Source organism: Vibrio sp. 1641 (assembly GCF_033339995.1).
Lineage (GTDB): Bacteria > Pseudomonadota > Gammaproteobacteria > Enterobacterales > Vibrionaceae > Vibrio > Vibrio alginolyticus.
The window spans coordinates 187326-212996 of sequence record NZ_JAWOVP010000005.1 but is presented as its reverse complement, the minus strand read 5'-3'; the positions used below and the strand labels follow the sequence as shown (position 1 = coordinate 212996).

Genomic DNA, 25671 nt, shown 5'->3' with positions numbered 1-25671 from the left:
TGAACCTTTGCAAAGTATTACCGTTGCACTTGATGCAATGGGCGGGGATTTCGGTCCACGCGTAACAGTGCCTGCCGCCGTGCAGGCACTGTCTCATTTCCCAGAGCTAAAAGTGATTCTTATTGGTGATCAATCTCTGATCACGTCTCAATTATCTCAACTCGGTACCTCGACCAGTTCCCGCTTGACTATTCTTCACAGCGAGAAAGTTATCTCGAACTCAGAAAAACCTTCATTGGCGTTACGTAATAGCCAAAATAGTTCTATGCGTATGGCTATCGATTTGGTTTCTGAGCAGAAAGCGGATGCTTGTGTTAGTGGTGGCAACACCGGTGCATTAATGGCACTATCGCGTTTCATTCTTAAGTTACTTCCTGGCATTGAACGTCCTGCTTTAGTTTCCGCTTTACCGACGATTACCGGAAAGCGTACTTGGATGCTGGATCTGGGGGCGAATGTATCGTGCGATGCTGATAGCTTGTTCCAATTTGCTGTAATGGGCAGTGCATTAGCTGAAGAACACTTGGGTCGTCCTCCTCGCGTTGCTGTACTCAATATTGGCGCAGAAGAGATTAAAGGTAACGATTTAGTCAAACGTTGCGCAGAAATGCTTTCTCAGACCGATGCGATTAACTTTGTCGGTTATATTGAAGGTAATCAAATTTTGCATGATGTTGCGGACGTCATTGTTTGTGATGGATTTGTCGGCAACGTATGCTTAAAAGCCAGTGAGGGAACAGCTCAACTTTTTATCGAAAAAATTAAAACCAGCATAATGGCATCAACGATAAAGGGTTGGATAGCTAGAAAGTTGTTTTCTAGGCTGTTTAATGAACTAAAAACACTGAACCCCGACCAGTATAACGGCGCAAGTTTGCTAGGATTGCGCGGCATTGTCATAAAAAGCCATGGAAGTGCGGATGTATCTGCGATTGTCAATGCACTTGGCGAGGCAGTACACGAGGTCAAACGACAAGTACCAAGCCGTATTAGCGATCGTTTGGAAGCGGTTTTACTCGAGAGGCATTATTAGTCTTCATGTATAGCAAAATTTTAGGTACTGGCAGCTACCTGCCATCTCAGGTGCGTACAAACGCAGATCTAGAGAAAATGGTAGATACAAGTGATGAGTGGATCGTTGCTCGCACGGGTATTAAAGAGCGTCGAATTGCTGCAGAAAACGAAACTGTAGCAGACATGGCATTCTACGCAGCTGAAAACGCTATCGATATGGCGGGTATTGATAAAAACGATATCGACCTGATTATCGTAGCCACAACGAGCAGTAGCCATACTTTCCCTTCATCTGCGTGTCAGGTGCAGGCAAAGCTTGGCATTAAAGGTTGTCCAGCTTTTGACTTAGCCGCTGCTTGTTCTGGTTTTGTGTACGCATTATCTGTTGCAGACCAACATATCAAATCTGGTATGTGCAAAAACGTACTTGTGATTGGTTCAGATGCTTTGTCTAAAACGTGTGATCCGACAGACCGTTCAACCATTATCCTATTTGGTGATGGTGCCGGAGCCGTTGTCGTAGGCGCTAGCCAAGAGCCTGGCATTATCTCTACCCACATATACTCGGATGGTCAATTCGGAGAGCTTCTAAGCCTACCTGTACCTGTGCGGGGGCAAGATGCGGATAAATGGCTTCATATGGCTGGGAACGAAGTATTCAAAGTCGCTGTAACTCAGCTATCGAAACTAGTAAAAGATACGCTTGAAGCCAACAACATGCATAAGTCTGAACTAGACTGGCTAGTGCCGCACCAAGCGAACTACCGCATTATTTCAGCGACAGCGAAGAAACTTTCGATGTCACTAGACCAAGTCGTGATTACACTTGATAAACACGGCAACACATCAGCTGCGACGGTGCCAACAGCACTAGATGAAGCGGTACGTGATGGTCGTATTAAACGCGGTCAAACTCTGCTTCTTGAAGCGTTTGGCGGCGGATTCACTTGGGGCTCGGCCCTTGTGAAGTTCTAAGTTTCACAAGAATTCAAAATTTAAGGTGCACTTGGTGCATCTTATTTCTTTTTACTTTGCTTAAAGGAAAACAACATGAGCAAGTTTGCTATCGTATTTCCAGGTCAAGGTTCTCAAGCTGTAGGTATGCTTGCAGAACTAGGCGAACAATATGACGTAGTAAAACAAACATTTGCAGAAGCATCTGACGCACTAGGTTACGATCTATGGGCGCTTGTTCAAAATGGACCTGCAGAAGATTTAAACGAGACTTTCCGTACTCAACCAGCTTTGCTAGCTTCATCTGTTGCAATCTGGCGTGTATGGCAGGAACTTGGCTTAGAGCAACCAGCAAACCTAGCCGGTCACAGCCTAGGTGAGTACTCAGCACTTGTATGTGCGGGTGTTATTGACTTTAAAGAAGCCATCAAGCTGGTTGAATTACGTGGTCAACTTATGCAAGAAGCAGTACCAGCGGGTACTGGCGCAATGTACGCGATTATCGGTTTGGCTGATGATGCGATTGCAAAAGCGTGTGAAGACGCAGCGCAAGGCGAAGTGGTCTCTCCAGTAAACTTTAACTCGCCTGGCCAAGTCGTTATCGCTGGTAGCAAAGACGCAGTAGAGCGAGCTGGTGCGCTATGTAAAGAAGCTGGTGCGAAGCGTGCGCTTCCTCTTCCTGTTTCAGTACCTTCACACTGTGCACTTATGAAGCCAGCAGCGGAAAAACTTGCTGTAGCTCTTGAGTCTATCGAATTTAACTCACCACAGCTGCCAGTTATCAACAACGTTGATGTGGTTGCTGAGACAGATCCTGCAAAAATCAAAGATGCGCTTGTTCGTCAGCTACATAGCCCAGTTCGTTGGACTGAGACAGTTGAACTGATGCACGAACAAGGCGTAGAAAATCTTCTTGAGCTTGGTCCTGGTAAAGTTTTAACAGGTCTAACAAAACGTATCGTGAAAACGCTAACTGCAGCAGCAGTGAATGATATCGCATCGCTAGACGCTGCGAAGTAATCCATCAAGCGATAAATTTGCGATAAGAAAAGGAAACACAACATGATGAATCTAGAAGGTAAGATCGCGCTAGTTACCGGCGCAAGCCGTGGTATTGGCCGCGCGATCGCGGAACTTCTTGTCGAGCGAGGTGCTACGGTTATCGGTACTGCTACTTCTGAAAGTGGTGCGGCTGCTATCAGCGAGTATCTTGGTGATAACGGTAAAGGCTTAGCGCTTAACGTGACTGATGTCGAGTCTATCGAAGCGACATTAAAAACGATCAACGAAGAATTTGGTGTGATCGATATTCTGGTGAATAACGCTGGTATTACTCGTGACAACCTATTGATGCGCATGAAAGATGATGAGTGGAACGACATCATCGATACCAACCTAACGCCAATCTACCGCATGTCTAAAGCGGTTTTACGCGGTATGATGAAAAAACGTGCGGGTCGTATCATCAACGTAGGCTCTGTTGTTGGTACCATGGGTAATGCTGGTCAAACTAACTACGCAGCAGCGAAAGCGGGCGTGATTGGTTTTACTAAATCAATGGCTCGTGAAGTTGCGTCTCGTGGTGTAACAGTGAACACTGTTGCTCCTGGTTTCATCGAAACTGACATGACTAAGGCACTAAATGATGACCAACGTGCGGCAACATTGTCGAACGTGCCAGCAGGTCGTTTAGGTGACCCACGTGAAATTGCATCAGCAGTAGTTTTCCTTGCTTCTCCTGAAGCAGCGTACATTACTGGTGAAACTTTGCATGTAAATGGTGGCATGTACATGGTTTAATGCGACAGTTTATGCAAAATAAGCTATTTTACATTGTGAAAAATAGCCTATAGTTGCAGTTAACTGTCATGAACTTTTCATGCTTATGCGCAAGATTTGTGCATGATTTAAGTCAAAAATGTATTGAAATTCGGTTAAATTCGCTAATTTTGTGGTTTGACCAGCAAGGACCCCCTTGCAACTTTCAATAGTTCGAATAAACTACGGAATCATCGCATTAGGCGAAATCTGTAAAGGAAAAGAAAAATGAGCAACATCGAAGAACGCGTAAAGAAAATCATTGTTGAACAGCTAGGTGTAGACGAAGCAGAAGTTAAAAACGAAGCTTCTTTCGTTGACGATCTAGGTGCTGATTCTCTAGACACTGTAGAACTAGTTATGGCTCTAGAAGAGGAATTCGACACTGAGATTCCTGACGAAGAAGCTGAGAAGATCACTACTGTTCAAGCTGCAATCGACTACGTAAACAGCGCTCAGTAATTAGCTCTCCCAGGCGGTCTCCTAGACCGCCTGTGTTCTTTCTAACTTCTTCTATCCTCTCATAGAAATATTCAATTCCCGGAGAATTATATCGTGTCCAAGCGTCGTGTAGTTGTCACTGGCATGGGTATGTTGTCACCGGTAGGCAACACAGTAGAATCATCTTGGAAAGCCCTGCTAGAAGGTCAAAGTGGTATCGTAAATATCGAGCACTTTGATACTACGAACTTCTCAACTCGTTTTGCAGGTCTTGTTAAAGATTTCGATTGCACAGAGTACATGTCTAAAAAAGATGCTCGTAAGATGGACCTTTTCATCCAGTACGGCATTGCAGCGGGTATTCAAGCTCTTGATAACTCTGGCTTACAAATTACCGAAGAAAATGCGGCTCGAGTTGGTGTTGCTATCGGCTCAGGCATTGGCGGTCTTGACCTTATCGAAACTGGCCATACTGCATTAGTAGACAAAGGCCCTCGCAAAGTTAGCCCATTTTTTGTTCCTTCGACCATTGTAAACATGGTTGCAGGTAACCTATCTATCATGCGTGGTCTTCGTGGTCCAAATATCGCGATTTCTACCGCATGTACTACTGGCCTGCATAATATCGGCCATGCAGCACGTATGATTGCCTACGGCGATGCAGATGCGATGGTTGCTGGTGGTGCAGAAAAAGCTTCTACGCCTCTTGGCATGGCTGGCTTCGGTGCAGCTAAAGCACTATCTACTCGTAATGAAGAGCCTCAAAAAGCGTCTCGCCCATGGGATAAAGGCCGTGATGGTTTTGTTCTAGGTGATGGTGCTGGCATGATGGTGCTTGAAGAGTACGAACACGCAAAAGCACGTGGCGCGAAGATTTACGCAGAACTGGTTGGTTTTGGTATGTCTGGTGATGCTTACCACATGACATCTCCAAGCGAAGACGGCTCTGGTGGTGCACTTGCGATGGAAGCGGCGATGCGTGACGCTAACATCACAGGTACTCAAGTAGGTTATGTGAATGCTCACGGTACTTCTACTCCTGCTGGTGATGTTGCAGAAATCAAGGGCGTGAAACGTGCTCTTGGTGAAGAAGGTGCGAAGCAAGTTCTTGTGTCTTCAACTAAGTCGATGACGGGTCACCTATTAGGTGCTGCTGGCTCTGTTGAAGCAATTATCACGGTTATGTCTTTGGTTGACCAAATTGTTCCGCCAACCATTAACCTTGATGATCCAGAAGAAGGTCTAGACATCGACCTTGTGCCGCATACAGCGCGCAAAGTTGAAGGTATGGAGTACGCTATCTGTAACTCGTTTGGCTTTGGTGGTACAAACGGTTCTTTGATCTTCAAGAAGTTCGCTGAGTAACACTATCTAACCTAATTTAGATAAGCGAAACTTGTATTCTAACGGCTCGATGCTTAGCATTGAGCCGTTTTGTTTTATTTGTTGTCTGCTAATTTGAAGGTACGTGAATGTTTTGGGTAAATGGAGTTCCGCAAACGCATGTAGAGCTAGGTGATCGCTCATTCCAATACGGTGATGGAGGCTTTACCACCATCCTGACCCAAAATGGAGAGTTGGTTTACTGGCAGGAACATACTGAGCGCATGAGTGCTTGCCTTGACGCTTTGAAGATCTCTTCACCTGACTGGAAAGTTGTGCATGATTGGGCAAGCAAAGCGGTTTTATCTGACACACGAGCGGGGGTGAAGATTCACGTTAGCCGCGGTATTGGCGGGCGAGGGTATAGCCCTAATGGGATTGAAAGCCCTATCGTGACGATTTCCAATTTTGCGTTTCCTTCTCATTATTCATCTTGGCAAGAACAAGGTGTGGACTTGGGCGTTTGTAATACTCGTCTAGGGATTCAACCTTTACTTGCGGGACATAAGCACAACAACCGTTTAGAGCAGATTCTCGCCAAGGCTGAAATCGACAATACAGAGTTTGCAGATGCAATAACGTTAAATGTGCAAAACCATGTCATTGAAACTACAATGGCCAACCTTTTTTGGGTTAAAGGTAATAAAGTATTTACGCCGGATCTGACCTTATCAGGCGTTACGGGCGTAATGCGTCGTAAGGTGCTTGAGTTACTTAAAGTAAGTCATATTGAAGTCATCGAGGGGCGTTTTATACTTCCAGATTTGCTGAGTGCTGACGAGGCTTTCATGTGTAACTCAATATTAGGTGTCGCACCTATTCGCAGCATAGTGACATCGAACTCTAAGACTATATTTCCGATAGGAAAATTGACTCAACGACTGCAAGGGAATTTAACTACGTGATTAAAAAACTGTTGGCTTTTGTTGTGCTGATCGCAGTGATAGGCGCAGCAGCTGTTTTTTATATAATTTCACAGGCTAAACAATACGTTGAAAAGCCTATTCTATTGGAACAACCTCAGCTGTTTACTGTAGAAAGTGGTACAAGCTTTCATCATGTCATGCGCGCCTTAGTTGAAGATGAGGTGATTGAAACATCGGAGTATATCCGTTTAATTCCTCACTTATATCCAGAATTGTTGCAAGTGCGAGCGGGTACTTACCAACTTGAGCCTGGTATGTCGCTTTCGCAAACATTGGAGCATCTGAATAATGGAAAAGAATACCAGTTTGCGATCACTTTTGTTGAAGGCAGCCGCTTTTCTGAATGGGTAGATCAACTAAAAAGTGCTCCTTATTTAAAGCATGATTTAACCGAACTGTCAGAAAAAGAAATGGCTGCGAAGCTCGGAATTGAGAGAGAAAAGCTAGAAGGGTTGTTTTTAGCAGAAACCTACCATTACACAGCGGGTGCGAGTGAAAGCCAGTTATTAAAACGAGCGCATCGAAAACTCAATAAAATACTGGACGCTAGCTGGGAAGCTCGTCAAGAAAAGCTGCCATTACAGGATAAATATGAAGCCTTGATTCTCGCGTCTATCATCGAGAAAGAGACGGCTATTGATTCTGAGCGTGAGCGCGTCGCTTCTGTGTTTATCAACCGATTGAACAAACGCATGCGGTTACAAACTGATCCGACAGTTATTTATGGTATGGGTGACGCCTACGATGGCAACATTCGTAAGAAAGATTTGCGTACGCCGACACCATATAACACCTATACCATCAATGGTTTGCCACCAACACCGATTGCGATGGCTGGTAAAGCTTCCATTGAAGCGGCTTTGAATCCAGAAAGCAGCAACTATTTATATTTTGTAGCAAGTGGAAAGGGCGGACATGTATTTTCGAAATCCCTTGCTGAGCACAACCGTGCTGTTCGTGCCTATTTAAGAGAACTAAGAAAGAACAAATGATGAAAGCAAACTTTATTGTCGTTGAAGGCCTAGAAGGCGCGGGTAAAAGCACTGCGATTAAAACCGTTTTAGGTACGCTAAAAGCGGCTGGTATTGAAGATATCGTAAATACCCGTGAGCCAGGAGGCACACCGCTAGCGGAAAAAATGCGCGCTCTGGTGAAAGAAGAGCACGAAGGCGAAGAACTTAAGGACATGACGGAGTTGCTTCTTCTGTACGCTGCACGTGTTCAGTTGGTTGAGAACGTGATCAAACCAGCTTTGGAAAACGGTCAGTGGGTGGTTGGTGACCGACACGATATGTCGTCGCAAGCTTATCAAGGTGGTGGCCGTCAGATTGACGCATCGTTAATGAAAAATCTCCGGGATACAACGCTTGGTGATTTTAAACCTGCTCTCACTCTCTATATGGATATTGACCCTCGTGTTGGGCTTGAGCGTGCACGTGGGCGTGGTGAGTTAGATCGTATAGAGAAGATGGATATTAGTTTCTTCGAGCGTACACGTGAGCGTTATTTGGAGATTGCTCATGCCGATCCTTCCATCGTTATCATTAACGCAGAACAGACGATTGAAGGCGTGTCGCGTGATATTCGGGACGCTCTAAACGAGTGGCTAGCTCGTCAATAAGTGAAACGTAAATTTAGGTGACTCATGTTAAATGATTATCCATGGCTACAGCCAATATGGGATAACCTCAAAGTAGGGTTAGAGTCGGACAGAATACCAGGTGCGCTTTTATTACAAAGCGAGCAGGGCTTGGGCATCGAAAAACTTATCGAGTTTTTTAGCCAAGCACTTCTTTGCCAAAATTACGCGAGTGAAGCATGCGGTTTTTGTCATAGCTGCCAGCTAAATCAATCTCAAAACCACCCTGATTTACACTGGATCAAGCCAGAGAAAGAAGGAAAGGCGATAACGGTGGACCAAATTCGCGCTTGTAACCGTCTTGCTCAGGAATCATCTCAGCTTAATGGTTACCGCCTATTTGTAATAGAATCGGCGGACTCTATGAACGAGTCGGCATCGAATGCGCTGTTAAAGACGCTAGAAGAGCCTGGGGAAAAGTGCTTGTTTTTGCTCGTTACCCACAATCAGGAGCGTCTGCTCCCAACGATTCGTAGCCGTTGTCAACACTGGGTTGTTGCGCCTCCGTCAGCGGAACAAGCAATGCAATGGATGCACGAACAAGGGGCGAAGCAAGTTCCTGCTTATGCCTTAAAACTGAATATGGGATCTCCAATAAAAACATTGGATGCGTTAAATAATGGTGAGCTCGAAGCTTACTTGGCTTTTGAACGCAGTTTTATTAAGGCAATGTCTTCGCCTGTTTCAGACGTTTCTGAGTGTGCTTCTTTAATCGCTAAACACTCAGAGCAATCATTAGACTGGGCATGGTATTTACTGACAGATGCTCAGAAAGCGCAGTTTGGTGTATCAGAAGCTCAAATGCTTCCGGGCGCGACAAAGTTTCAACCGGACAACTATAACGGTTTGTACTCATCAGCGAAGGCGCTGATGAACCTGAAAGCTCAGGTGCAAGCCTTTCCTGGCCTGAACCTTGAGCTACTATCAATGAATTGGTTAATTGAATCACGAGAGGCATTATGTTCGTAGATTCTCATTGTCATTTAGACAAATTGAATTACGACGATCTCCACATCAATGTGGAAGACGTTATTAACAAAGCTAAACAAGCAAACGTAACTGAGCTACTTTCTGTTGGAGTAACGCTGGATTCTTTCCCGAAAATGATGGAAATGATCGAGCCTTATGACAATGTTTATGCTTCGTGCGGTGTGCACCCACTTGATGTTGAAAGCGACTTTTCGATGGACGTATTGCGCCACCATGCGTCGAATGCAAAAGTCGTCGCTATTGGCGAAACGGGTTTAGATTATCATTACAAGCCCGAAACGGCCGCGTTACAGAAAGAGCGCTTTGAGCAACACGTTGATCTTGCAGTGGAGCTCAACAAACCTTTAATTATCCATACCAGAAACGCACGTGCGGATACTCTAGATATTTTGCGTAAGGGTGGGGCAGAGAAATGTGGTGGTGTTATCCACTGTTTTACAGAAGATCTTCCATTTGCTGAAGCTGCACTGGAGCTGGGGTTTTATATTTCTATCTCGGGGATTGTTACTTTCCGTCAAGCTACAGAGTTAAAAGAAGTGGTGAAGACTCTACCTTTAGAGAAGCTTCTTATTGAGACAGATTCTCCTTACTTGGCTCCTGTCCCTCATCGTGGCAAAGAGAATCAACCCGCTTACGTTGTCGAAGTCGCTTCTTATATTGCGCAACTCAAATCGTGCTCTCTTTCTGAAGTGGCACAAAAAACCACCGAAAACTTCCGAAATCTTTTTTTGCGATGAAAAAATAATAAGAGCATAAAAAAGGAGCTTAGGCTCCTTTTTTGTTGATAAAAACAACAGATACGCTCACGAGTTTAATGTTTACTAAAAATGTTGATTTAATAACATTCAAAAATCACAAATGTAATTTTGTTACTAAAAATAACATTGAGGCGTATTTTATTTACGCCTTAAAATTAATTATATAAATAATTAATTCTTTATAAAACAGTAATATAAGTGCAATGCAAACCTTTTCATCGGCTGTTTTTGGGTGTGATCCAAGACTTGTTTTGAAACTAAATTTCGTAACTGTGTGGAAAGTTTGAGGGTCATCAATATATATTTAGAGCCGGAAAATATAATGCAGTTGTGGTTACATTTTCATTGGGTGCTAACCTTTAGGCTACGGGGGTGTGCCGTTAGTGCCCAAATAATACTTATAAATTTATCAGGAGCATAAACATGTTTAAGAACCTTTTTGCTAACCTGCAAAAAGTTGGTAAGGCTCTGATGCTTCCAGTATCAGTTTTACCAGTTGCAGGTATTTTATTAGGTGTGGGTGCTGCCCATCTAAGCTTTATTCCAGAGATCGTTTCTAATCTTATGGAACAAGCTGGTGGTTCAGTATTCGGCCAAATGGCACTTCTATTTGCAGTAGGTGTAGCTCTAGGCTTCACTAACAACGACGGTGTTGCAGGTCTTGCAGCTATCGTTGGTTACGGCATCATGACGGCAACGCTAGGTGTAATGGCGGGCGTTATGGGTGTTGAGAAAATCGATACAGGTGTACTAGGTGGTATCCTTGTCGGTGGTGTGGCTGCTTGGGCATTCAACCGTTTCTTCAAAATCCAACTTCCAGAGTACCTTGGCTTCTTCGCTGGTAAGCGCGCAGTGCCAATCATCACTGGTTTTGCTGCGATCATCCTAGGTGTTATCCTTTCTGTTATCTGGCCACCAATTGGCGGTGCAATTTCTGCATTCTCTGATTGGGCTGCACACCAAAACCCACAGCTAGCATTCGGTATCTACGGTGTTGTTGAGCGTTCTCTAATCCCATTCGGTCTACACCACGTATGGAACGTACCGTTCTTCTTCGAAGCAGGTTCTTGTGTTAACGCTGCCGGTGAAGCTCAAAATGGTGTACTAACTTGTTACCTAGTTGCTGATGAAGCATCTCGTGCTGCTGGTAATGGCTTCGGTCAGCTAGCGGGTGGTTACATGTTCAAGATGTTCGGTCTACCAGCTGCAGCAATCGCAATTGCTCATTGTGCTAAACCAGAAAACCGTGCAAAAGTAATGGGTATCATGGCGTCAGCTGCACTGACTTCATTCCTAACTGGTATTACTGAGCCAATCGAATTCTCATTCCTATTCGTTGCTCCACTACTATACGGTATCCACGCTCTACTAGCTGGTTCTGCATACATCGTTTCGAACACTCTAGGCTTTGTACACGGTACTTCTTTCTCTCACGGTCTGATCGACTTCCTAGTTCTATCTGGTAACGCTCAGAAGATGGTGCTAATGATTGCCGTTGGTCTAGTTTACGCAGTAATTTACTACGTAGTGTTCCGTGGTGTAATCACAGCGCTTGACCTAAAAACACCTGGCCGTGAAGATGAAACGGAAAGTGCAGCTGTAACTTCTGGCTCTGATATGGGCGGTGAACTGGTTGCAGCGTTTGGCGGTAAAGCTAACATTACTGGTCTAGATGCATGTATCACACGTCTACGTGTAGCAGTTGCAGATACAGCTGCTGTTGACCAAGACAAGCTAAAACAACTAGGCGCTGCTGGTGTTGTAGTTGTAGCTGGTGGTGTACAGGCTATCTTCGGTACTAAGTCTGATAACCTAAAAACTGAAATGGATGAGTGGATTCGTAACCACGGTTAATCGCAGTCATTCATAGTAATGCATAAAAGGAGGCTTCGGCCTCCTTTTTTAGTTCCTATTTTATTAACTGACAGTTCCTTTTTTAGTGTGATCCTAAACTCATCTTTACTTTTGTCAGCTTTTTCATACATCGAGCTTACCCATCGTTGACATATTGATATGCCATTATGTTTGAATAGCGAATAATGTTTTTTTGAATAATTGATAACGTGTATGAAGAACAAATTCATTTTAGTTTTGGGACTAGTTTCTAGTACGGCAATGGCGGCAAGCGAACCAACGGATCTATCAGTTGGTATGGCTGTCGATCAACAATTAAGTGTTGTTGTAGAGTTAGATAACAAATATCGTGGCATTATCGGAAACGATGGTATGGCGTTTGATTACATCGCTAAGCGTGGAACATTCGATCAAAACATGCCTGTGACTTGGTATGTCGGCGTTGGTGGCTGGTATGAATGGGATGACGAGTTTGGTGTGAGAGTACCACTTGGTGTGAACTGGGATTTATCACGCGGCTGGGACCTTTATGGCCAAATACACCCAGAGCTAGATCTTTACAAAGGTGCTGACTTGCAACTTGGCGGCGCCGTTGGCATCAAGTACAGTTTCTAGAATTGAACTAATGTATGTATAAAAAAACGCCGGTAACTACCGGCGTTTTTTTGTATGGAACTTAACGTTCTATTGTTTATTCATGGCTCGCTTAATGCAAACGGCAGCGCCGCCCCAAGTGATACCTAAACCAATAACCATCATAATAATTGCGCTGATTGTCATTTTGCTGTCTCCTTGCGGTTCACTGCGTTGATCACTAGACCAAAGATAAAGAGTGCGGCGATAAGTGCCCAGCCTAAAGTTAGATCATAGCCACCGTAGCCTTCAGTAATTAGGGCGTATAGCTTGGTCGCTAAGATAATGGCGAGCATGATTGGTGTAACGAAGCGTAAGCAGATCTCGAACCATTGACCAACAGAGAAATCAGAGCGCTCGTTAACGTAATTACGTACTTCTGGCACGCGCTTCAATAGCCACGCCATCAAGACAATCTCAACCAGACCACCAACCATGATGCCAACGTTGTTTGCAAAGTGGTCTACTAGGTCGAGTAGCAGCAGACCGCCATTGGTAGCAAACGCCATAGAGACAACGAAGCCAATACCAATCACAACATTTGCAGCTTTTTTACGGCTCCACTTCAGCTTGTCGATAATGGCTGAAGTTACGGCTTCCATAATTGAAATATGCGAACTTAGACCAGCAACCACCAGTGCAAAGAAGAACAGTGGACCAAGAATATATGGGGCAGGTAGTAGGTTAATTGCCGCAGGTAAAGTAACAAAAGCCAAGCCAACGCCTGCAGATACCACCTCTGTTAACGGCTTACCTTGCTCTTGAGCCATGTAACCCAATACTGAGAAGATCATGATGCCGGCTAGGATCGAGAAGCCACAGTTGATCAACACGGTCATAAACGCGTTATTCGTTATGTCTGACTTTTCTGGTAGGTAGCTAGAGTAAGCTAGCATGATGGCGAAGCCGATACTTAGCGTAAAGAAGATCTGACCATATGCCGCTGCCCATACTTTCACATCCCAAATTTTGCTGAAATCGGGTTCGAACATGTAGTTCACGCCATCTAGAGCTCCTGGCAAGAAAATCATACGTCCGATTAAGAAAATCACCATCAAGAATAGGATTGGCATCATAATTTTAGATGCTCGTTCAATTCCTGATTTCACGCCTTTGGCAATGGCGGTGTAAGTAATTGCCCAAGCAATTACCATGGATAAAGCAATCTTCCATTGAATACTGCCTAAGTCTGTTGGTGAGTTGTCACCTAGCTTTAGGTATTCACTAAAGAAAAATGCGTTGGTATCGGTTCCCCAACCTTGAGTGAACGACAACCCAAAGTAAGAAATCGACCAACCGATAACAGCCACATAGTAAACGGCAATAACTGCAGCCACACCAACTTGGAACCAGCCAAGCCATTCAAATTTAGAATGAATTTTCGCAAGTGTTTTTGGTGCCGAGCCTCGGTATTTTTGTCCCATACTGAACTCAAGGATCATAAATGGAATACCGGCAGTGATCATGGCAAAAATGTAAGGAATAAAAAATGCGCCGCCACCGTTTTCATAGGCCATGTATGGGAAACGCCAAATGTTTCCCAAACCGATAGCAGACCCAACTGCTGCTAAGATGAATCCCGCCCGGGATCCCCATTGTTCTCGCTTCATATTTGACTCCTATAAGACTCCCTGAGGAATGAAGCTCTCTACGTAACACAGTAATAATTGCGCAAATAGTTGGAAGAAAGGACCGCTGTTATCCATCAGCTTTTCTATCCTTAATTCTAACTTCTTATAATTTTATAGAGCTATATTCTGGCTACTGTAAGAGAAAGTAGATTATTAATCTTAAAATTTTGATGTGTGTTTGATAAAACTGAAATATTTATCTGTTTTCACTGATCAGACTAACTTCTAATAATACTTAGCGCAATAGAATCTAAATGTTAATTCAGATGCGTTGTCTGGTTTTAATCTTGTTAAATTTGAGTTTGATTGTGGTTTTATGTGGGTGTGTGGTTGTTTGTCTGGAATAAATGACTGGGATCTAATAATTGCTTTGGTGTTTAAGACTATTTTGATGAATTAGGGCGTACGGCTATCTTTTGTGCACCTATCTAGATGATGCTTCGTTACTTTGCCAAACAATGGTGTTTAGACGATGTCCTTTATCGGCTCTGTGCAGGACTCGTTCAGCGTTCTTTGTGACGAGCCCTACAGAGGAACATGTATAAAAATTAGAAGCGGAAACTAAAACCGACATTTGATTGGAATTGGTTCATCCAATCAGTATCGAACTTAATGATACAGCTTGAGCCGTCATTAGGTAGAGTACAGGCGCCAGATGTATCGTTATCAACGACCGTACCTAACCATCTCAGTTGGGCTGTTAATGCAAAGTTCTTTGAAAATTCATATTCCAGTCCTGCAAAAGCGCTAGCCGAAAATCCGTATTTTTTGTCTACCCAATCCACATCGGCATAAGAAGCGCCCAAACCTACACCGATATAGGTTTGCCAATTTTCTGCGACAGGATAGTACATGCTGCTTTGGAAGTGCAGATAATGTATATCTGCTGAGTTGGACAGCTTTTCAAGTTCCGTCGATTGATTGGAGTAAAACAATCCGATCCTTCCTTTTTCTAAGGGAGTCTCGACTGAAAGAGCGTAATTCACTGCGGGGTCGAGATCGTATGTATTACCACTTTCATCCTCTACTTGGCCGCCTCCTGTATAGCCTATGTATGGTGTAACGATGATATTCGCTTGTGCATTGATAGCAGTACTCATCATCATGATTCCTACTAGCCAGCTGAGTTTTTGGTTCATGCCCTATCTCCTTATTATGACTAAGCTAATTGTGATGGGTTAGTCAAAATTGCGCGACTAAATTAAGCAAATCTTGAACATATTTCACACCGGTGTTATTAATTTGTTACATATTAAGGAGGTGTTTATGGAACACGATCTAAAATCCGCATTAATCATTGTGGTGACTGTTTTTGCAGTGCTTTTGTCATTTGGCATCATTGCTATTACAACAGCTTAAGATAACCACTTTTACCAAACGTTTTAACAAAACGGCGTGAGCCTATGATACGTAACAGCGGTATAATCACAGAAAGCCATGCAGAGCTTGATGTAAAAGTTTATGAGCACTTTAGGCATGGTAAAACTGCTTTAGTCACGCAAGGTGGAGGGCAGAGAGGGATTTTTACCGCTGGCGTTTTAGACGCCTTTTTACTTTCCAACTTCGATCCTTTCGATGAATTCTATGGCACCTCTGCCGGAGCACTTAACTTATGTTCTTACTTGTGTCGTCAACATGGCATGGGCAAAGCTTTTATTACCGAGCTGACAACGTCTCCTGAATTTTTTAATCTGTTTCGCTATATCCGAAAGCAGCAGTACTTAGGTTTAGAGTGGGCATTAGAACGGATTCAAGATTTCCCATACAAGCTTGACCTTGATTTAGGTCGCAGCGCATTGGGAAAACGAGGAGCGTTTGCTGCGGTAACGAATATAGAGACGCTATCAGATCAATATCTACCAATCTTGGATGACTCGTGGTTTAACACTATGCTAGCGACATGTGCGATTCCCAAGTTGTACCACGGACCTGTCGACGTAAATGGCAATAAGTTTGTTGATGGCGGCGTGTCTGCCTCTATCCCTGTTCAAGAAGCGTGGCGTCAGAATGCTCGCAACATTATTGTCATTCGCACAGAGCCGTTTTCAGAGATTGAAGCGAGAGCCCAAAGTGAAGTGGGGGATGTGCCTGTCGAATGGTATCGAGAGTCTATCAACTCAGTACAGCAATCATGGCAGCAAAAAGTGAATCAGTGGAAGCTGGATTGGGCGTCGTTCTTCCAACAAAAAATTAATGCAGCACATCAATCGAAGCTTGCAGGGAAAATGCTGTTAAATGGAGGCCGTTGGTTGTTCGGTGCCGATAACTTGTATCGTTTAAGTCATCTGATTGGTGAGAATTTTGATTCAGGTTTAGCCGACATGCTGATGATTCATTATCAAACATTTGAGCTCACTCAGGCCTTTATATCTGCTCCACCTGACGACACTTTTATTTTACAAGTTGCGCCTAAAGAGGGACTTCGTTCTTCTTCTTTGTTAAGTGACCAAGAGTCACTAGAGCATGACTATCAACTTGGGCTTCAAGCTGGGTTTAACCTAGTTCAACTCTATGACCAGCTGGATGTTGAAATTGATGGTAGAGAGACTGCATAAACCTTCTTACGTTCACGATGTGCGCAATATACAAAGCATATAAATAAGGCTCCATTTTCGGAGCCTTATTTGCGGGTTCTTGTGGTTAATTCCAGTTAGGTATAACGACTACGCTTGTAGAATGCGCATGCAGTTGGTTGAGCCAACAACATCCATTACATCGCCTTGAGTAATAATGACTAAATCACCTTTGTGCAAGAACCCTTGCTCTTTAAGGCTAGTAATCGCTGCTTGAGCTGTTGGTAAACCCGCATCACTTTTTGACTCGAAATATACAGGTGTCACGCCTCGGTATAATGCTGCTCGATTTAGTGTCGATTCATTCCGTGATAAGGCAAATATTGGCAAGCCAGAGCTTAAGCGAGACATCATCAACGCAGTCCTGCCAGACTCAGTTAACGAGATCATCGCTTTAATTCCTTCCATGTGATTCGCAGAGTACATGGTTGCCATTGCGATGGTTTCTTCAGCGGTTTCGAAGGTTCTATCTAAGCGATAAGTAGATAGACTTGCCTCCGACATTTTTTCTGCCCCCACACATACTTCGGCCATGGATTTGACCGTTTCTACAGGATATTTACCTGCAGCAGTCTCTCCAGACAGCATCACCGCGTCAGTGCCGTCTAGAACCGCATTGGCCACATCCATCACTTCAGCACGCGTTGGCATTGGGCTAGTAATCATGGATTCCATCATTTGTGTCGCAGTAATCACGATACGGTTTAAACTGCGTGCGCGACGAATCAGTTTTTTCTGGACACCAATGAGCTCAGGGTCACCGATTTCTACACCAAGGTCACCACGTGCAACCATCACCACATCGGATGCGAGAATAATGTCGTCAATAGACTCATTGGTCGCGACGGTTTCTGCTCGTTCGACTTTAGCCACTAACATGGCTTCAAGGCCTGCATCTCTGGCTAAGCGTCGAGCGTAATGCATGTCTTCGCCGTTACGTGGGAATGAAATAGCAAGGTAGTCCACTTGAATTGCTGCGGCGGTAAGAATATCAGCTTTATCTTTCTCTGTGAGCGCATCCGCTGACAATCCGCCGCCTTTTTTGTTGATCCCTTTATTGTTGGACAATGGACCACCGACAATCACACGGGTATGAACTTTATTACTCTCTACTTTAGTAACTTGCAACTGAACGCGTCCATCATCGAGTAATAAAATGTCATTTGGTGAAACATCTTGCGGTAGTTCTTTATAATCTAACCCTACAGATTCTTGATTGCCTTCACCTTTTGGTAAATCACTATCTAATGTGAATTTATCGCCCACATTCAAAATGACTTGGCCGTCTTTAAACGTTGATACACGGATTTTAGGGCCTTGTAAGTCACCAAGAATTGCAACCTGACGCCCAAGTTTTGCTGCAATGGTACGGACTTTGTTCGCACGTTGAATGTGGTCTTCACTGGTTCCATGTGAAAAATTCATACGGACAACGTTTGCACCGGCTTTGATGATCTCCTCAAGTATATTGTCCTTATCCGTTGAAGGACCCAGCGTAGTGACAATTTTTGTTCGTCTTAATTTGGAAGTCATAGATTCTCCGATGAATGTGTGTGTACAGGTAACTTGAACTCTATCCTTACTTTACGCAATCGCTCTCAAGGTTAGCCTCGTTGCTGAGCCCACACCTTAAAGCTACTTGAATATAAGTATATGCACAGAATGTTTACATTAAGAGTAACCCCGGTAAAACAGGCAGATATTCGACAGGCAATGGCCTTATTGATAAAAATGCGCTGCTTTAAAGGCACTACTTCATAATTTAGTGAATAAAAATAAGTTATTTTTCAAACAATTTAACAGGAGTAGATTCTTCGTTATTTGATTGAATACACAAACAAACAGGTTTATACGTGATGCTTGTCACGGGGATTTATTAATTCACTTCACAATTAGTTCGCAAAGTAAAAAAATTGTCCCGTTATAGAATTTCGGAGTGCAAGATGTACATGGCTCAACCGGGCCATATTGATCATATCAAACAGGTCAATGCTGGTCGTGTATATAAACTAATTGACCTAAAAGGTCCTATTTCTCGAATTGATTTGTCCAAGCAGAGTGAGCTTGCTCCTGCTAGTATCACCAAAATCACTCGAGAATTAATTGAAGCGCACTTGATTCATGAAACGACAGTACAAGAAGCGACGAGTCGTGGTCGACCTGCTGTCGGTTTGCAGGTCAATAATGAAGGCTGGCAATTTTTGTCAATGCGTTTGGGGCGGGGTTATTTAACCATTGCTTTGCATGAGTTAGGCGGTGATGTACTAATCGATACTAAAATCGAGATACACGAGCTTGATCAAGACGATGTGCTTGAGCGCCTGCTTTACGAAATTGATGAATTCTTTCAGACTTACGCGGATCAACTTGATCGGGTTACCAGTATTGCCCTTACGCTGCCTGGTCTCGTGAACTCAGAGCAAGGTGTCGTTTTGCAGATGCCTCATTACAATGTCGAAAATCTTGCTCTTGGACCAGAGATATACAAAGCAACAGGCTTGCCAGTTTTCATTGCCAATGACACGCGAGCTTGGGCATTAGCAGAAAAGCTTTTTGGTCATTCTCAAGATAATGATAACTCCGTTCTTATCTCTATCCACCACGGTTTAGGTGCGGGCATCATTCTGGATGGGCGCGTTTTGCAAGGCCGTCATGGTAACATTGGTGAACTCGGGCATATTCAAATTGACCCAAATGGAAAACGTTGTCATTGCGGCAATATTGGCTGTTTGGAAACCGTTGCCAGTTCTCAAGCAATTCGTGAAGAAGTCGTAAGACGAATCGCTGATGGCGAAGACTCTGTTCTTGCTAAACAAGAGGAAATGAGTATTGAGAGCATTTGTGAAGCCGCTGCAAACGGTGATCCTTTGGCCGTCGATGTGATTGAAAAACTTGGACGCTACTTAGGCTCTGCAATTGCTATTGTGATCAACTTATTTAACCCTGAGAAAATCTTGATCGGTGGTGTGATTAACCAAGCAAAAGATGTGCTTTATCCTGCGGTTCGTCGCTGTATCGAAGAGCAGAGTTTACCTGTTTATCACCAAGATCTTGAGCTGGTGGAGTCTCGTTTCTATAAGCAAGCCACAATGCCTGGTGCCGCGTTGATTAAGCAAGCGTTGTACGATGGTCAACTATTGATGAAGGTTGTGGAAGGTTAAGTACTTTTTAACATGATGATGTGCCTGGCTGTTGAGACTGCATTTGTAGGTGATTTAGGGTGAGACTTAACGGCTCACCCTTTTTGATCGCCTATTACTAGAAAGGGAATTTGAGTTATGCTGCATTGCTATATCTGCGCCATTCATGTAATTTCCTAAAAAGCTCAAGTAAATAAACAAAATGGCTTTCAATGTGCTGCGTGACTTTGCGTCTGATGCGAAGAGAAGTAATACGCTAAAACTGTTGTACTTTAAAGCTGTGCTCGAAAAGCCAAATATTTTAAGGTTATTTGGTTATATAACCTTGCTGTGTCTGTACTGATTTCGAGTAAAATAAGAATTATCCATAATTTAGGTAGTAGTATGTCCGGAGTGTTAAATACGGTTGACCAGCGTACAAACTTGGTTGGTGAAAATCGACTAGAGCTTCTGCTGTTTACTTTAAATAGTCGCCAATTATTTGCGATTAATGTGTTCAAAGTGAAAGAGGTCATCAAGCTTCCACCGTTAACCAAGCTCCCTGGATCGCACTACAATATTCGTGGGGTTGCTTCTCTACGAGGTGAAGCGGTACCAGTGATTGATTTACGAGGCGCAATTGGTTTTCCTGCTTTACGTGGTGAAGCGGAAGAAGAAAATTTGATCGTGACAGAGTACAACCGCACGGTGCAGGGCTTCTTAGTCGGTCCGGTTAAAAACATTATTAATACGGCATGGACTGAAATTCAGCCGCCTCCTTCCACGTCTGGTCGCTCGAATTACCTCACGGCTATCACGCAAATCAAAGAGGGGGATGCCTCTCAAATTGTCGAAATTATTGACGTTGAAAAAGTTTTAGCAGAGATCGTGCATTATGACGTGACTATTTCGGAGGACATTCTCGATCAAGAATTGGCCCAAGCAATGGTCGGGCGTAATGTTCTGATTGTAGATGATTCCTCTACAGCTCGTAATCAAGTTCGCGATACGCTTTCTCAATTGGGTATGAATATCATCGAGTGTCGTGACGGGCTAGAAGCGTTAACGGTTTTAAAACGTTGGTGTGATGAAGGTAAAGATGTAGAAAAAGAGCTGTTGATGATGATTACGGATGCTGAAATGCCTGAAATGGACGGTTATAAACTGACCCATGAAGTGCGCCAAGATCCACGTATGTCTAAGTTGTTTATCACATTGAACACTTCTCTGAGCGGTAGTTTTAATGAAGCCATGGTACAAAAAGTAGGCTGTGATCGCTTTATATCTAAATTCCAACCGGATCTGCTGGTTGAAGTTGCTCAAGACCGATTACGCCAGATGCTTTCTAAAAGTGCATGATTAGATCTAGTGAAATCAGAGGGAGCGCACCTCTCTCTGATTTTTAACATCTCTCTCCTTAATTCCTCTGTACTAATGGAAATCCCGAGATTTACTTTGTAGATTGTTCAAGTAGTGCGTGCAATCAATCAACCTGCCAGCTATAACGTGCGTGACTTCTCCCTCTCTTTCAAGAATGCCTTTCACCATTAATACTTTAGCGCCTAAATACGCTTGCTTTTGGGCTCGTGCTGTCGCTTGCCAAACGACCACATTAATGTTGCCCGTGTCATCTTCTAACGTAAAAAATGTCACGCCAGCGGCGGTGCCTGGAGATTGTCTTCCTGTTACCACACCTACCACTGTGACCAGTGACTTATGCGGTTTCTCTGTCAGTTGCCTCATGCGGGTAAAGTGAGGGAGTTTGCCCGTTTCTTCTAATAATTTAATTGGATGGCGGCTAAGAGATAGTCCCGTGCTTGCGTAATCCTCAATTAAATTTTCATATTCAGAAGGTTGAGTCTGGTAGCTAACATTGGGTTCTTCGACCTTGTGAAACAATGGTAGGTCAGATAAGGAATCCATTGCTGCCCAGCGAGCGTTATAACGATTTCCCGATAAGGCCTGAAATGCATTGGCTGAAGCCAATAATTCAATGTCACTTCGGCTTCTTAATATCTGCTTTACTTCTTGAATCGATCGGTAACCATTAAGTGGTTTGCGCTCAATAAGCCTTTGTGCGCTTTCTGCGTTAAAGCCTTTCACCAAGCGAAAACCAAGTTGCACGCCGAGCCTGCCATTCGGACGTGAGACGAGATGATGTTGATATTTTGAATGATTGACGCACACCGGCAATACTTCGACGCCATGTCGGCGAGCATCTTGTACTAATTGCGATGGGCTATAAAATCCCATTGGTTGGCTGTTCAACAATGCAGTGTAAAATTCGGCTGGGTAATAATATTTTAACCATGCAGAACAATATGCCAGCACTGCGAAAGATGCTGAATGACTTTCAGGGAAGCCGTACTCACCAAAGCCGCAAATCTGATCGAAAATGCGCTCAGCAAACGCTAAGTCATAACCTCTCTCTTGCATACCATTGATCAGTTTTGGTCTGAATTTAGCGAGATCGCCATTCTTTTTCCATGATGCCATTGCTCGACGGAGTTGATCGGCCTCGCCGCCGCTAAACCCTGCGGCTACCATGGCTAGCTTGATGACTTGCTCTTGGAAAATAGGGACGCCCATAGTCCGCTCAAGAACGCTTTTTACTTCTTCCGATGGATAACTGACAGGCTCTTTGTGATCTCGTCGTTTTAAAAAAGGATGCACCATATCACCCTGAATAGGGCCTGGACGAACAATTGCAATTTGAATCACTAAGTCGTAATAACAAGCAGGCTTTAGGCGAGGAAGCATGCTCATTTGTGCACGAGATTCAATTTGGAATACGCCTATCGTGTCAGCTTTTTGGATCATGCGGTACACGTGTGGATCATCTTGTCGGCGAGTGATCTCGGAAATCGAGAGGGAGCGCTGGTGATGTTTCTCGACCAGTTGAAAGCACTTTTTGATGGCGTTTAACATGCCGAGTGCGAGTACATCGACTTTTAGTAGCTTCAAGCTTTCTAAATCGTCTTTATCCCATTGAATGATAGTGCGATCTTCCATCGAGGCATTTTCAACAGGTACCAACTCATATAAAGGGCCAGATGAAATTACAAAGCCACCTACGTGCTGAGATAAATGGCGTGGGAAGCCAATGATCTCGTTGACCAATTGGATAAACTGCTGCCCTTTGAGAGATTCTGGTTGTAAGCCAAGTTCAATAATTTGAGCTTGCCAGCCTTGGCTGCGATCTCGGCGATTAACGTTCTTAATGAAAAAATCTAATTGGGTCTCTTCAATCCCTAGTGCTTTACCGACTTCACGCACGGCACTTTTAAAGCGATAGCTGATCACTGTTGCAGCAAGTGCTGCACGCTCACGGCCATATTTTTTGTAAATATACTGGATAACTTCTTCACGGCGCTCGTGTTCAAAGTCTACATCAATATCCGGCGGTTCCTTACGTTCTTTACTGATAAATCGTTCGAATAAGACAGCGATTTGTCGAGGATCGACGGCGGTAATTTCCAGGCAATAACACACTACAGAGTTTGCAGCGGAACCTCGCCCTTGGTAAAGAATACCTTGCTGTTTCGCAAACATTACGATGTCGTGAATAGTAAGGAAGTAGTAGTGGTATTTAAGCTCTTGAATAAGCGCCAGTTCATTCTCGATGGTTTGATTGACTTCTGCTGGCACGCCTTCAGGAAAACGCAGCTTTTTACCACGTTCGACCAACATACGTAAGTAAGAGTCGGGTGTATAACCATCTGGGATCAGCTCGGTAGGATATTCGTATTTTAAATCGGAGAGCTTAAACTCGCATAAATCGGCGATGTAAGTACTTTCTTCCAGCCATTCTGGTTTGTAAATCCGAATCAACTTTTTAAAAGGACGAAGCGCTCGCTCAGTATTCGAAATACGGTCAAAACCGAGTTTATCGACGCTACACCCATGTTTTATAGCAGTAAGTACATGCTGTAATGGCAAGCGTTCAACATCATGCATGAGAACGCCTCCGCAGGCAGTTATAGGTAATTGAAATTCATGTGCTAACTGCTCGCAGTGCGCAATGTACTCAGTATCGTTGTTACTCAAATGGCGCTGAATCGCTACCCACAAACGATTAGCGTGGTGTTGATTGAGCCAGCGCCCCCAATAGTGATCACTCTCTTGATGTGTGGGCAGCCACAATACCAAACAATGTCGAACCGACATCAAATCCCATTCGAACAGTTGATAGTTGCCTTTTTCACTGCGTCTCCTTGCGTTTGTGATGATACGACACAACTCGGCATAAGCCTTGCGACAAGGGCAAAGCAGTACGATTTGGCATTCATCATTTAACCAAAACATACTTCCAACGATTTGTTTGATATCGAGTTTATGTTGTTCGATGGTCGTATGGGCTTTGACAACGCCCGCGACTGAACATTCATCCGTTATAGCTAGAGCTTGATAGCGATAGAAAGCAGCTTGGAGTACCAGCTCTTCTGCATGAGAAGCCCCAGTCAAAAAAGAGAAGTTAGACTGACAAAATAGTTCCGCGTAACTCATAATGACCCAACAAAAATAACTGTCGATTTAACAAAAATAGCCATGAAGAAACCAGTGCTTGTGCTGATCGCGAAATATCCATAACCAGCGGCCTTGCTTGGTGTGTGCAATGTAGTAATCACGCATGATCTCATCACCATCCCACCACCCAGAAACTATTCGCTCAGGTCCGTGGACCAAAGAAACTTGCTCTTGCAATACAATGGGAGTCGGTAATTGCATTGCTGGGCGTAGTATGGATGGTATGGCGTGCCCCTTTTCATCCGGAGCATCAGCAGGGCGATACTGACTGGCCTTTTCTGGTCTAGGATCGCAAGCAATATTGGGTTTTAAAACGGCACTTTTTCCCAATTTAGCTTGCAGTAAAGAGAGCAGCTCTAAAGCATTCATGTTTCCTTTCTGCCCAGCAAAGAGATCGCGTGATGCACTAAGAGGCTCACCTTGACGGATGACTTTTAACGTTAGCCCTGTGACTGGGCCATTAAGCGAGAGTGATTCTAAGCTTAAACTCGCTAACTGTTGCCAACGCTGACATAGGTAATCACCTTGCGCAGAAGTGAGTTGAAGGTGTTGCTCTTGTTTCTCACGCTGGTGGAGTGTTAAACACAGTTCAAAAGCGACCTTATCTCTTAATTTTAGAAAGGTTTCGAGTTGACGAAGTAATTTGGTCAACGGCTTTTTAATCCACTGAACGTTTTCGATCTCAAACAAGAGCTCTAAATAAACTTGGAAGGATTCGGTAGGGTGATAAAAGTCGACAGGGTGTTTAAACTGCCCAGTCAGTCGACCAACGTAGTTCACCAAATCGATATCAAAGCGTCGTGCGATGTCTTGCAATGGCAGTTCAAGCAGGTTTTGCAATGTGGTGACGCCTACACGTTGTAACTTCTCTACGGTAGCGTTTGATAAATCTGTCAGTTTTAACGGTAGTGGTGATAAAGCTTTTTGTATGGCAGATTTGTCTTCACTGATGACGTTCGCTCCTGATATTGCCATCAATTTGGCAGCAAAAGGCGAAAAACCACATCCGAATTGAAAACTCAGTTTCAGCTCCGATAAGTGAGCTCTGACTTTATTCCAATAGTTTTCAAGCCCTTCATACAGAGCGAGCATTGGAGTAGCACGCAGCAAAATACCTTGGTTTGGCATCAACACAACGTCAGATGTGATCAAATACAGCCATTGAGCAATTTCTTGTAACTTGCTCAATTCGGTGTGCGGATGATAAGGATGCACTTGTAAATCTCGACACAAGGACGCAGCACTGCCTAGGCCCATACCAGGCTTAATGCCTTGTTGTTCGGCAATCTCGTTGTATTGAAGAATCTGGCAACGTTGGCTTTCGACAATCACCACGGGTTGTTCTTGGTTATCACCAAAGAGTGCGTCTAGCTGCAGGCGAGGGAAGTGCAAGTAAATCCACAGAGCCATA

Annotated in this window: 23 protein-coding genes; 17 read left to right on the top strand and 6 right to left on the bottom strand. The window is 43.9% G+C overall.

What is annotated here, in order from left to right:
* Positions 1–7: 7 nt before the first annotated feature.
* The 13 genes from plsX to R7Z47_RS13240 all read left to right on the top strand — a co-directional run bounded on the left by plsX (position 8) and on the right by R7Z47_RS13240 (position 12392).
* Positions 8–1033, top strand: coding sequence for a phosphate acyltransferase PlsX (plsX, locus tag R7Z47_RS13300; protein WP_017633846.1), 1026 nt, complete (start codon positions 8–10; stop codon positions 1031–1033).
* A 5-nt stretch (positions 1034–1038) separates the two neighbouring features.
* On the top strand, positions 1039–1989 hold the full coding sequence (locus R7Z47_RS13295; protein ID WP_017821385.1) for a beta-ketoacyl-ACP synthase III: 951 nt from the start codon (positions 1039–1041) through the stop codon (positions 1987–1989).
* 75 nt (positions 1990–2064) lie between these two features.
* Positions 2065–2988, top strand: coding sequence for an ACP S-malonyltransferase (gene fabD, locus R7Z47_RS13290; RefSeq protein WP_005387313.1), 924 nt, complete (start codon positions 2065–2067; stop codon positions 2986–2988).
* Between the two features lie 45 nt (positions 2989–3033).
* Positions 3034–3768, top strand: a complete 735-nt coding sequence (gene fabG / locus R7Z47_RS13285; RefSeq protein ID WP_031781117.1) for a 3-oxoacyl-ACP reductase FabG — start codon at positions 3034–3036, stop codon at positions 3766–3768.
* A 246-nt stretch (positions 3769–4014) separates the two neighbouring features.
* Positions 4015–4248 carry an acyl carrier protein gene (gene acpP, locus R7Z47_RS13280; protein WP_004406112.1) on the top strand — a complete coding sequence of 78 codons (234 nt, stop codon included), beginning with the start codon at positions 4015–4017 and terminating at the stop codon, positions 4246–4248.
* A gap of 93 nt (positions 4249–4341) precedes the next feature.
* The gene (fabF, locus tag R7Z47_RS13275; RefSeq protein ID WP_005372948.1) at positions 4342–5592 is read left to right on the top strand and encodes a beta-ketoacyl-ACP synthase II; all 1251 of its coding nucleotides are present in this window, start codon (positions 4342–4344) and stop codon (positions 5590–5592) included.
* A gap of 107 nt (positions 5593–5699) precedes the next feature.
* Entirely contained in the window at positions 5700–6515 is an 816-nt protein-coding gene (gene pabC, locus R7Z47_RS13270) for an aminodeoxychorismate lyase (RefSeq protein ID WP_262606898.1), read from the top strand.
* On the top strand, positions 6512–7528 hold the full coding sequence (gene mltG / locus R7Z47_RS13265) for an endolytic transglycosylase MltG (protein WP_262606897.1): 1017 nt from the start codon (positions 6512–6514) through the stop codon (positions 7526–7528). Before pabC ends, mltG begins: the two co-directional genes overlap by 4 nt.
* Positions 7525–8157 carry a dTMP kinase gene (tmk, locus tag R7Z47_RS13260; RefSeq protein ID WP_262606895.1) on the top strand — a complete coding sequence of 211 codons (633 nt, stop codon included), beginning with the start codon at positions 7525–7527 and terminating at the stop codon, positions 8155–8157. The genes mltG and tmk overlap by 4 nt, the downstream gene beginning before the upstream one ends.
* Before the next feature lie 24 nt (positions 8158–8181).
* Positions 8182–9144 (top strand): DNA polymerase III subunit delta', encoded by a 963-nt coding sequence (locus tag R7Z47_RS13255; RefSeq protein ID WP_064377077.1) that lies wholly within the window; start codon positions 8182–8184, stop codon positions 9142–9144.
* Positions 9135–9902, top strand: coding sequence for a TatD family hydrolase (locus R7Z47_RS13250; protein ID WP_005372957.1), 768 nt, complete (start codon positions 9135–9137; stop codon positions 9900–9902). The genes R7Z47_RS13255 and R7Z47_RS13250 overlap by 10 nt, the downstream gene beginning before the upstream one ends.
* A gap of 444 nt (positions 9903–10346) precedes the next feature.
* Positions 10347–11777 carry a PTS glucose transporter subunit IIBC gene (gene ptsG, locus R7Z47_RS13245; RefSeq protein ID WP_005372959.1) on the top strand — a complete coding sequence of 477 codons (1431 nt, stop codon included), beginning with the start codon at positions 10347–10349 and terminating at the stop codon, positions 11775–11777.
* Between the two features lie 213 nt (positions 11778–11990).
* Complete coding sequence (locus tag R7Z47_RS13240) at positions 11991–12392, top strand: hypothetical protein (RefSeq protein WP_005372960.1); 402 nt, start codon at positions 11991–11993, stop codon at positions 12390–12392.
* Between the two features lie 69 nt (positions 12393–12461).
* Here the strand turns inward: R7Z47_RS13240 and R7Z47_RS13235 are convergent, their stop codons facing one another.
* The 3 genes from R7Z47_RS13235 to R7Z47_RS13225 form a co-directional block, all read right to left on the bottom strand.
* A complete protein-coding gene (locus tag R7Z47_RS13235) occupies positions 12462–12557 on the bottom strand; it encodes a MetS family NSS transporter small subunit (RefSeq protein WP_017633863.1) in 96 nt (31 codons plus the stop codon).
* Positions 12554–14020, bottom strand: a complete 1467-nt coding sequence (locus R7Z47_RS13230) for a sodium-dependent transporter (RefSeq protein ID WP_005372966.1) — start codon at positions 14018–14020, stop codon at positions 12554–12556. Before R7Z47_RS13230 ends, R7Z47_RS13235 begins: the two co-directional genes overlap by 4 nt.
* 569 nt (positions 14021–14589) lie before the next feature.
* On the bottom strand, positions 14590–15180 hold the full coding sequence (locus R7Z47_RS13225; protein ID WP_206970738.1) for an outer membrane protein: 591 nt from the start codon (positions 15178–15180) through the stop codon (positions 14590–14592).
* A gap of 127 nt (positions 15181–15307) precedes the next feature.
* On the opposite strand from R7Z47_RS13225, the gene R7Z47_RS13220 reads away from it, so the two are divergent.
* Positions 15308–15400: a YnhF family membrane protein gene (locus R7Z47_RS13220; RefSeq protein ID WP_005372970.1), complete on the top strand. Its 93-nt coding sequence runs from the start codon at positions 15308–15310 to the stop codon at positions 15398–15400.
* A 44-nt stretch (positions 15401–15444) separates the two neighbouring features.
* On the top strand, positions 15445–16596 hold the full coding sequence (locus R7Z47_RS13215; protein WP_017821664.1) for a patatin family protein: 1152 nt from the start codon (positions 15445–15447) through the stop codon (positions 16594–16596).
* Between the two features lie 108 nt (positions 16597–16704).
* On the opposite strand, the gene pyk is transcribed toward R7Z47_RS13215, so the two are convergent.
* A complete protein-coding gene (gene pyk / locus R7Z47_RS13210) occupies positions 16705–18147 on the bottom strand; it encodes a pyruvate kinase (protein WP_258628301.1) in 1443 nt (480 codons plus the stop codon).
* A gap of 410 nt (positions 18148–18557) precedes the next feature.
* Here pyk and R7Z47_RS13205 point away from each other — a divergent pair, with 410 nt between their 5' ends.
* Together R7Z47_RS13205 and R7Z47_RS13200 are read left to right on the top strand one after the other, a co-directional pair.
* Positions 18558–19775, top strand: coding sequence for an ROK family protein (locus R7Z47_RS13205; protein WP_213868095.1), 1218 nt, complete (start codon positions 18558–18560; stop codon positions 19773–19775).
* Between the two features lie 363 nt (positions 19776–20138).
* A complete protein-coding gene (locus tag R7Z47_RS13200; protein WP_005372976.1) occupies positions 20139–21092 on the top strand; it encodes a chemotaxis protein CheV in 954 nt (317 codons plus the stop codon).
* A 72-nt stretch (positions 21093–21164) separates the two neighbouring features.
* Here R7Z47_RS13200 and R7Z47_RS13195 read toward each other — a convergent pair whose 3' ends face one another.
* Both R7Z47_RS13195 and R7Z47_RS13190 read right to left on the bottom strand, forming a co-directional pair.
* Positions 21165–24239, bottom strand: a complete 3075-nt coding sequence (locus tag R7Z47_RS13195; protein ID WP_262606894.1) for an error-prone DNA polymerase — start codon at positions 24237–24239, stop codon at positions 21165–21167.
* A gap of 27 nt (positions 24240–24266) precedes the next feature.
* On the bottom strand, positions 24267–25670 hold the full coding sequence (locus R7Z47_RS13190) for a Y-family DNA polymerase (RefSeq protein WP_033905737.1): 1404 nt from the start codon (positions 25668–25670) through the stop codon (positions 24267–24269).
* Position 25671 lies beyond the last annotated feature (1 nt).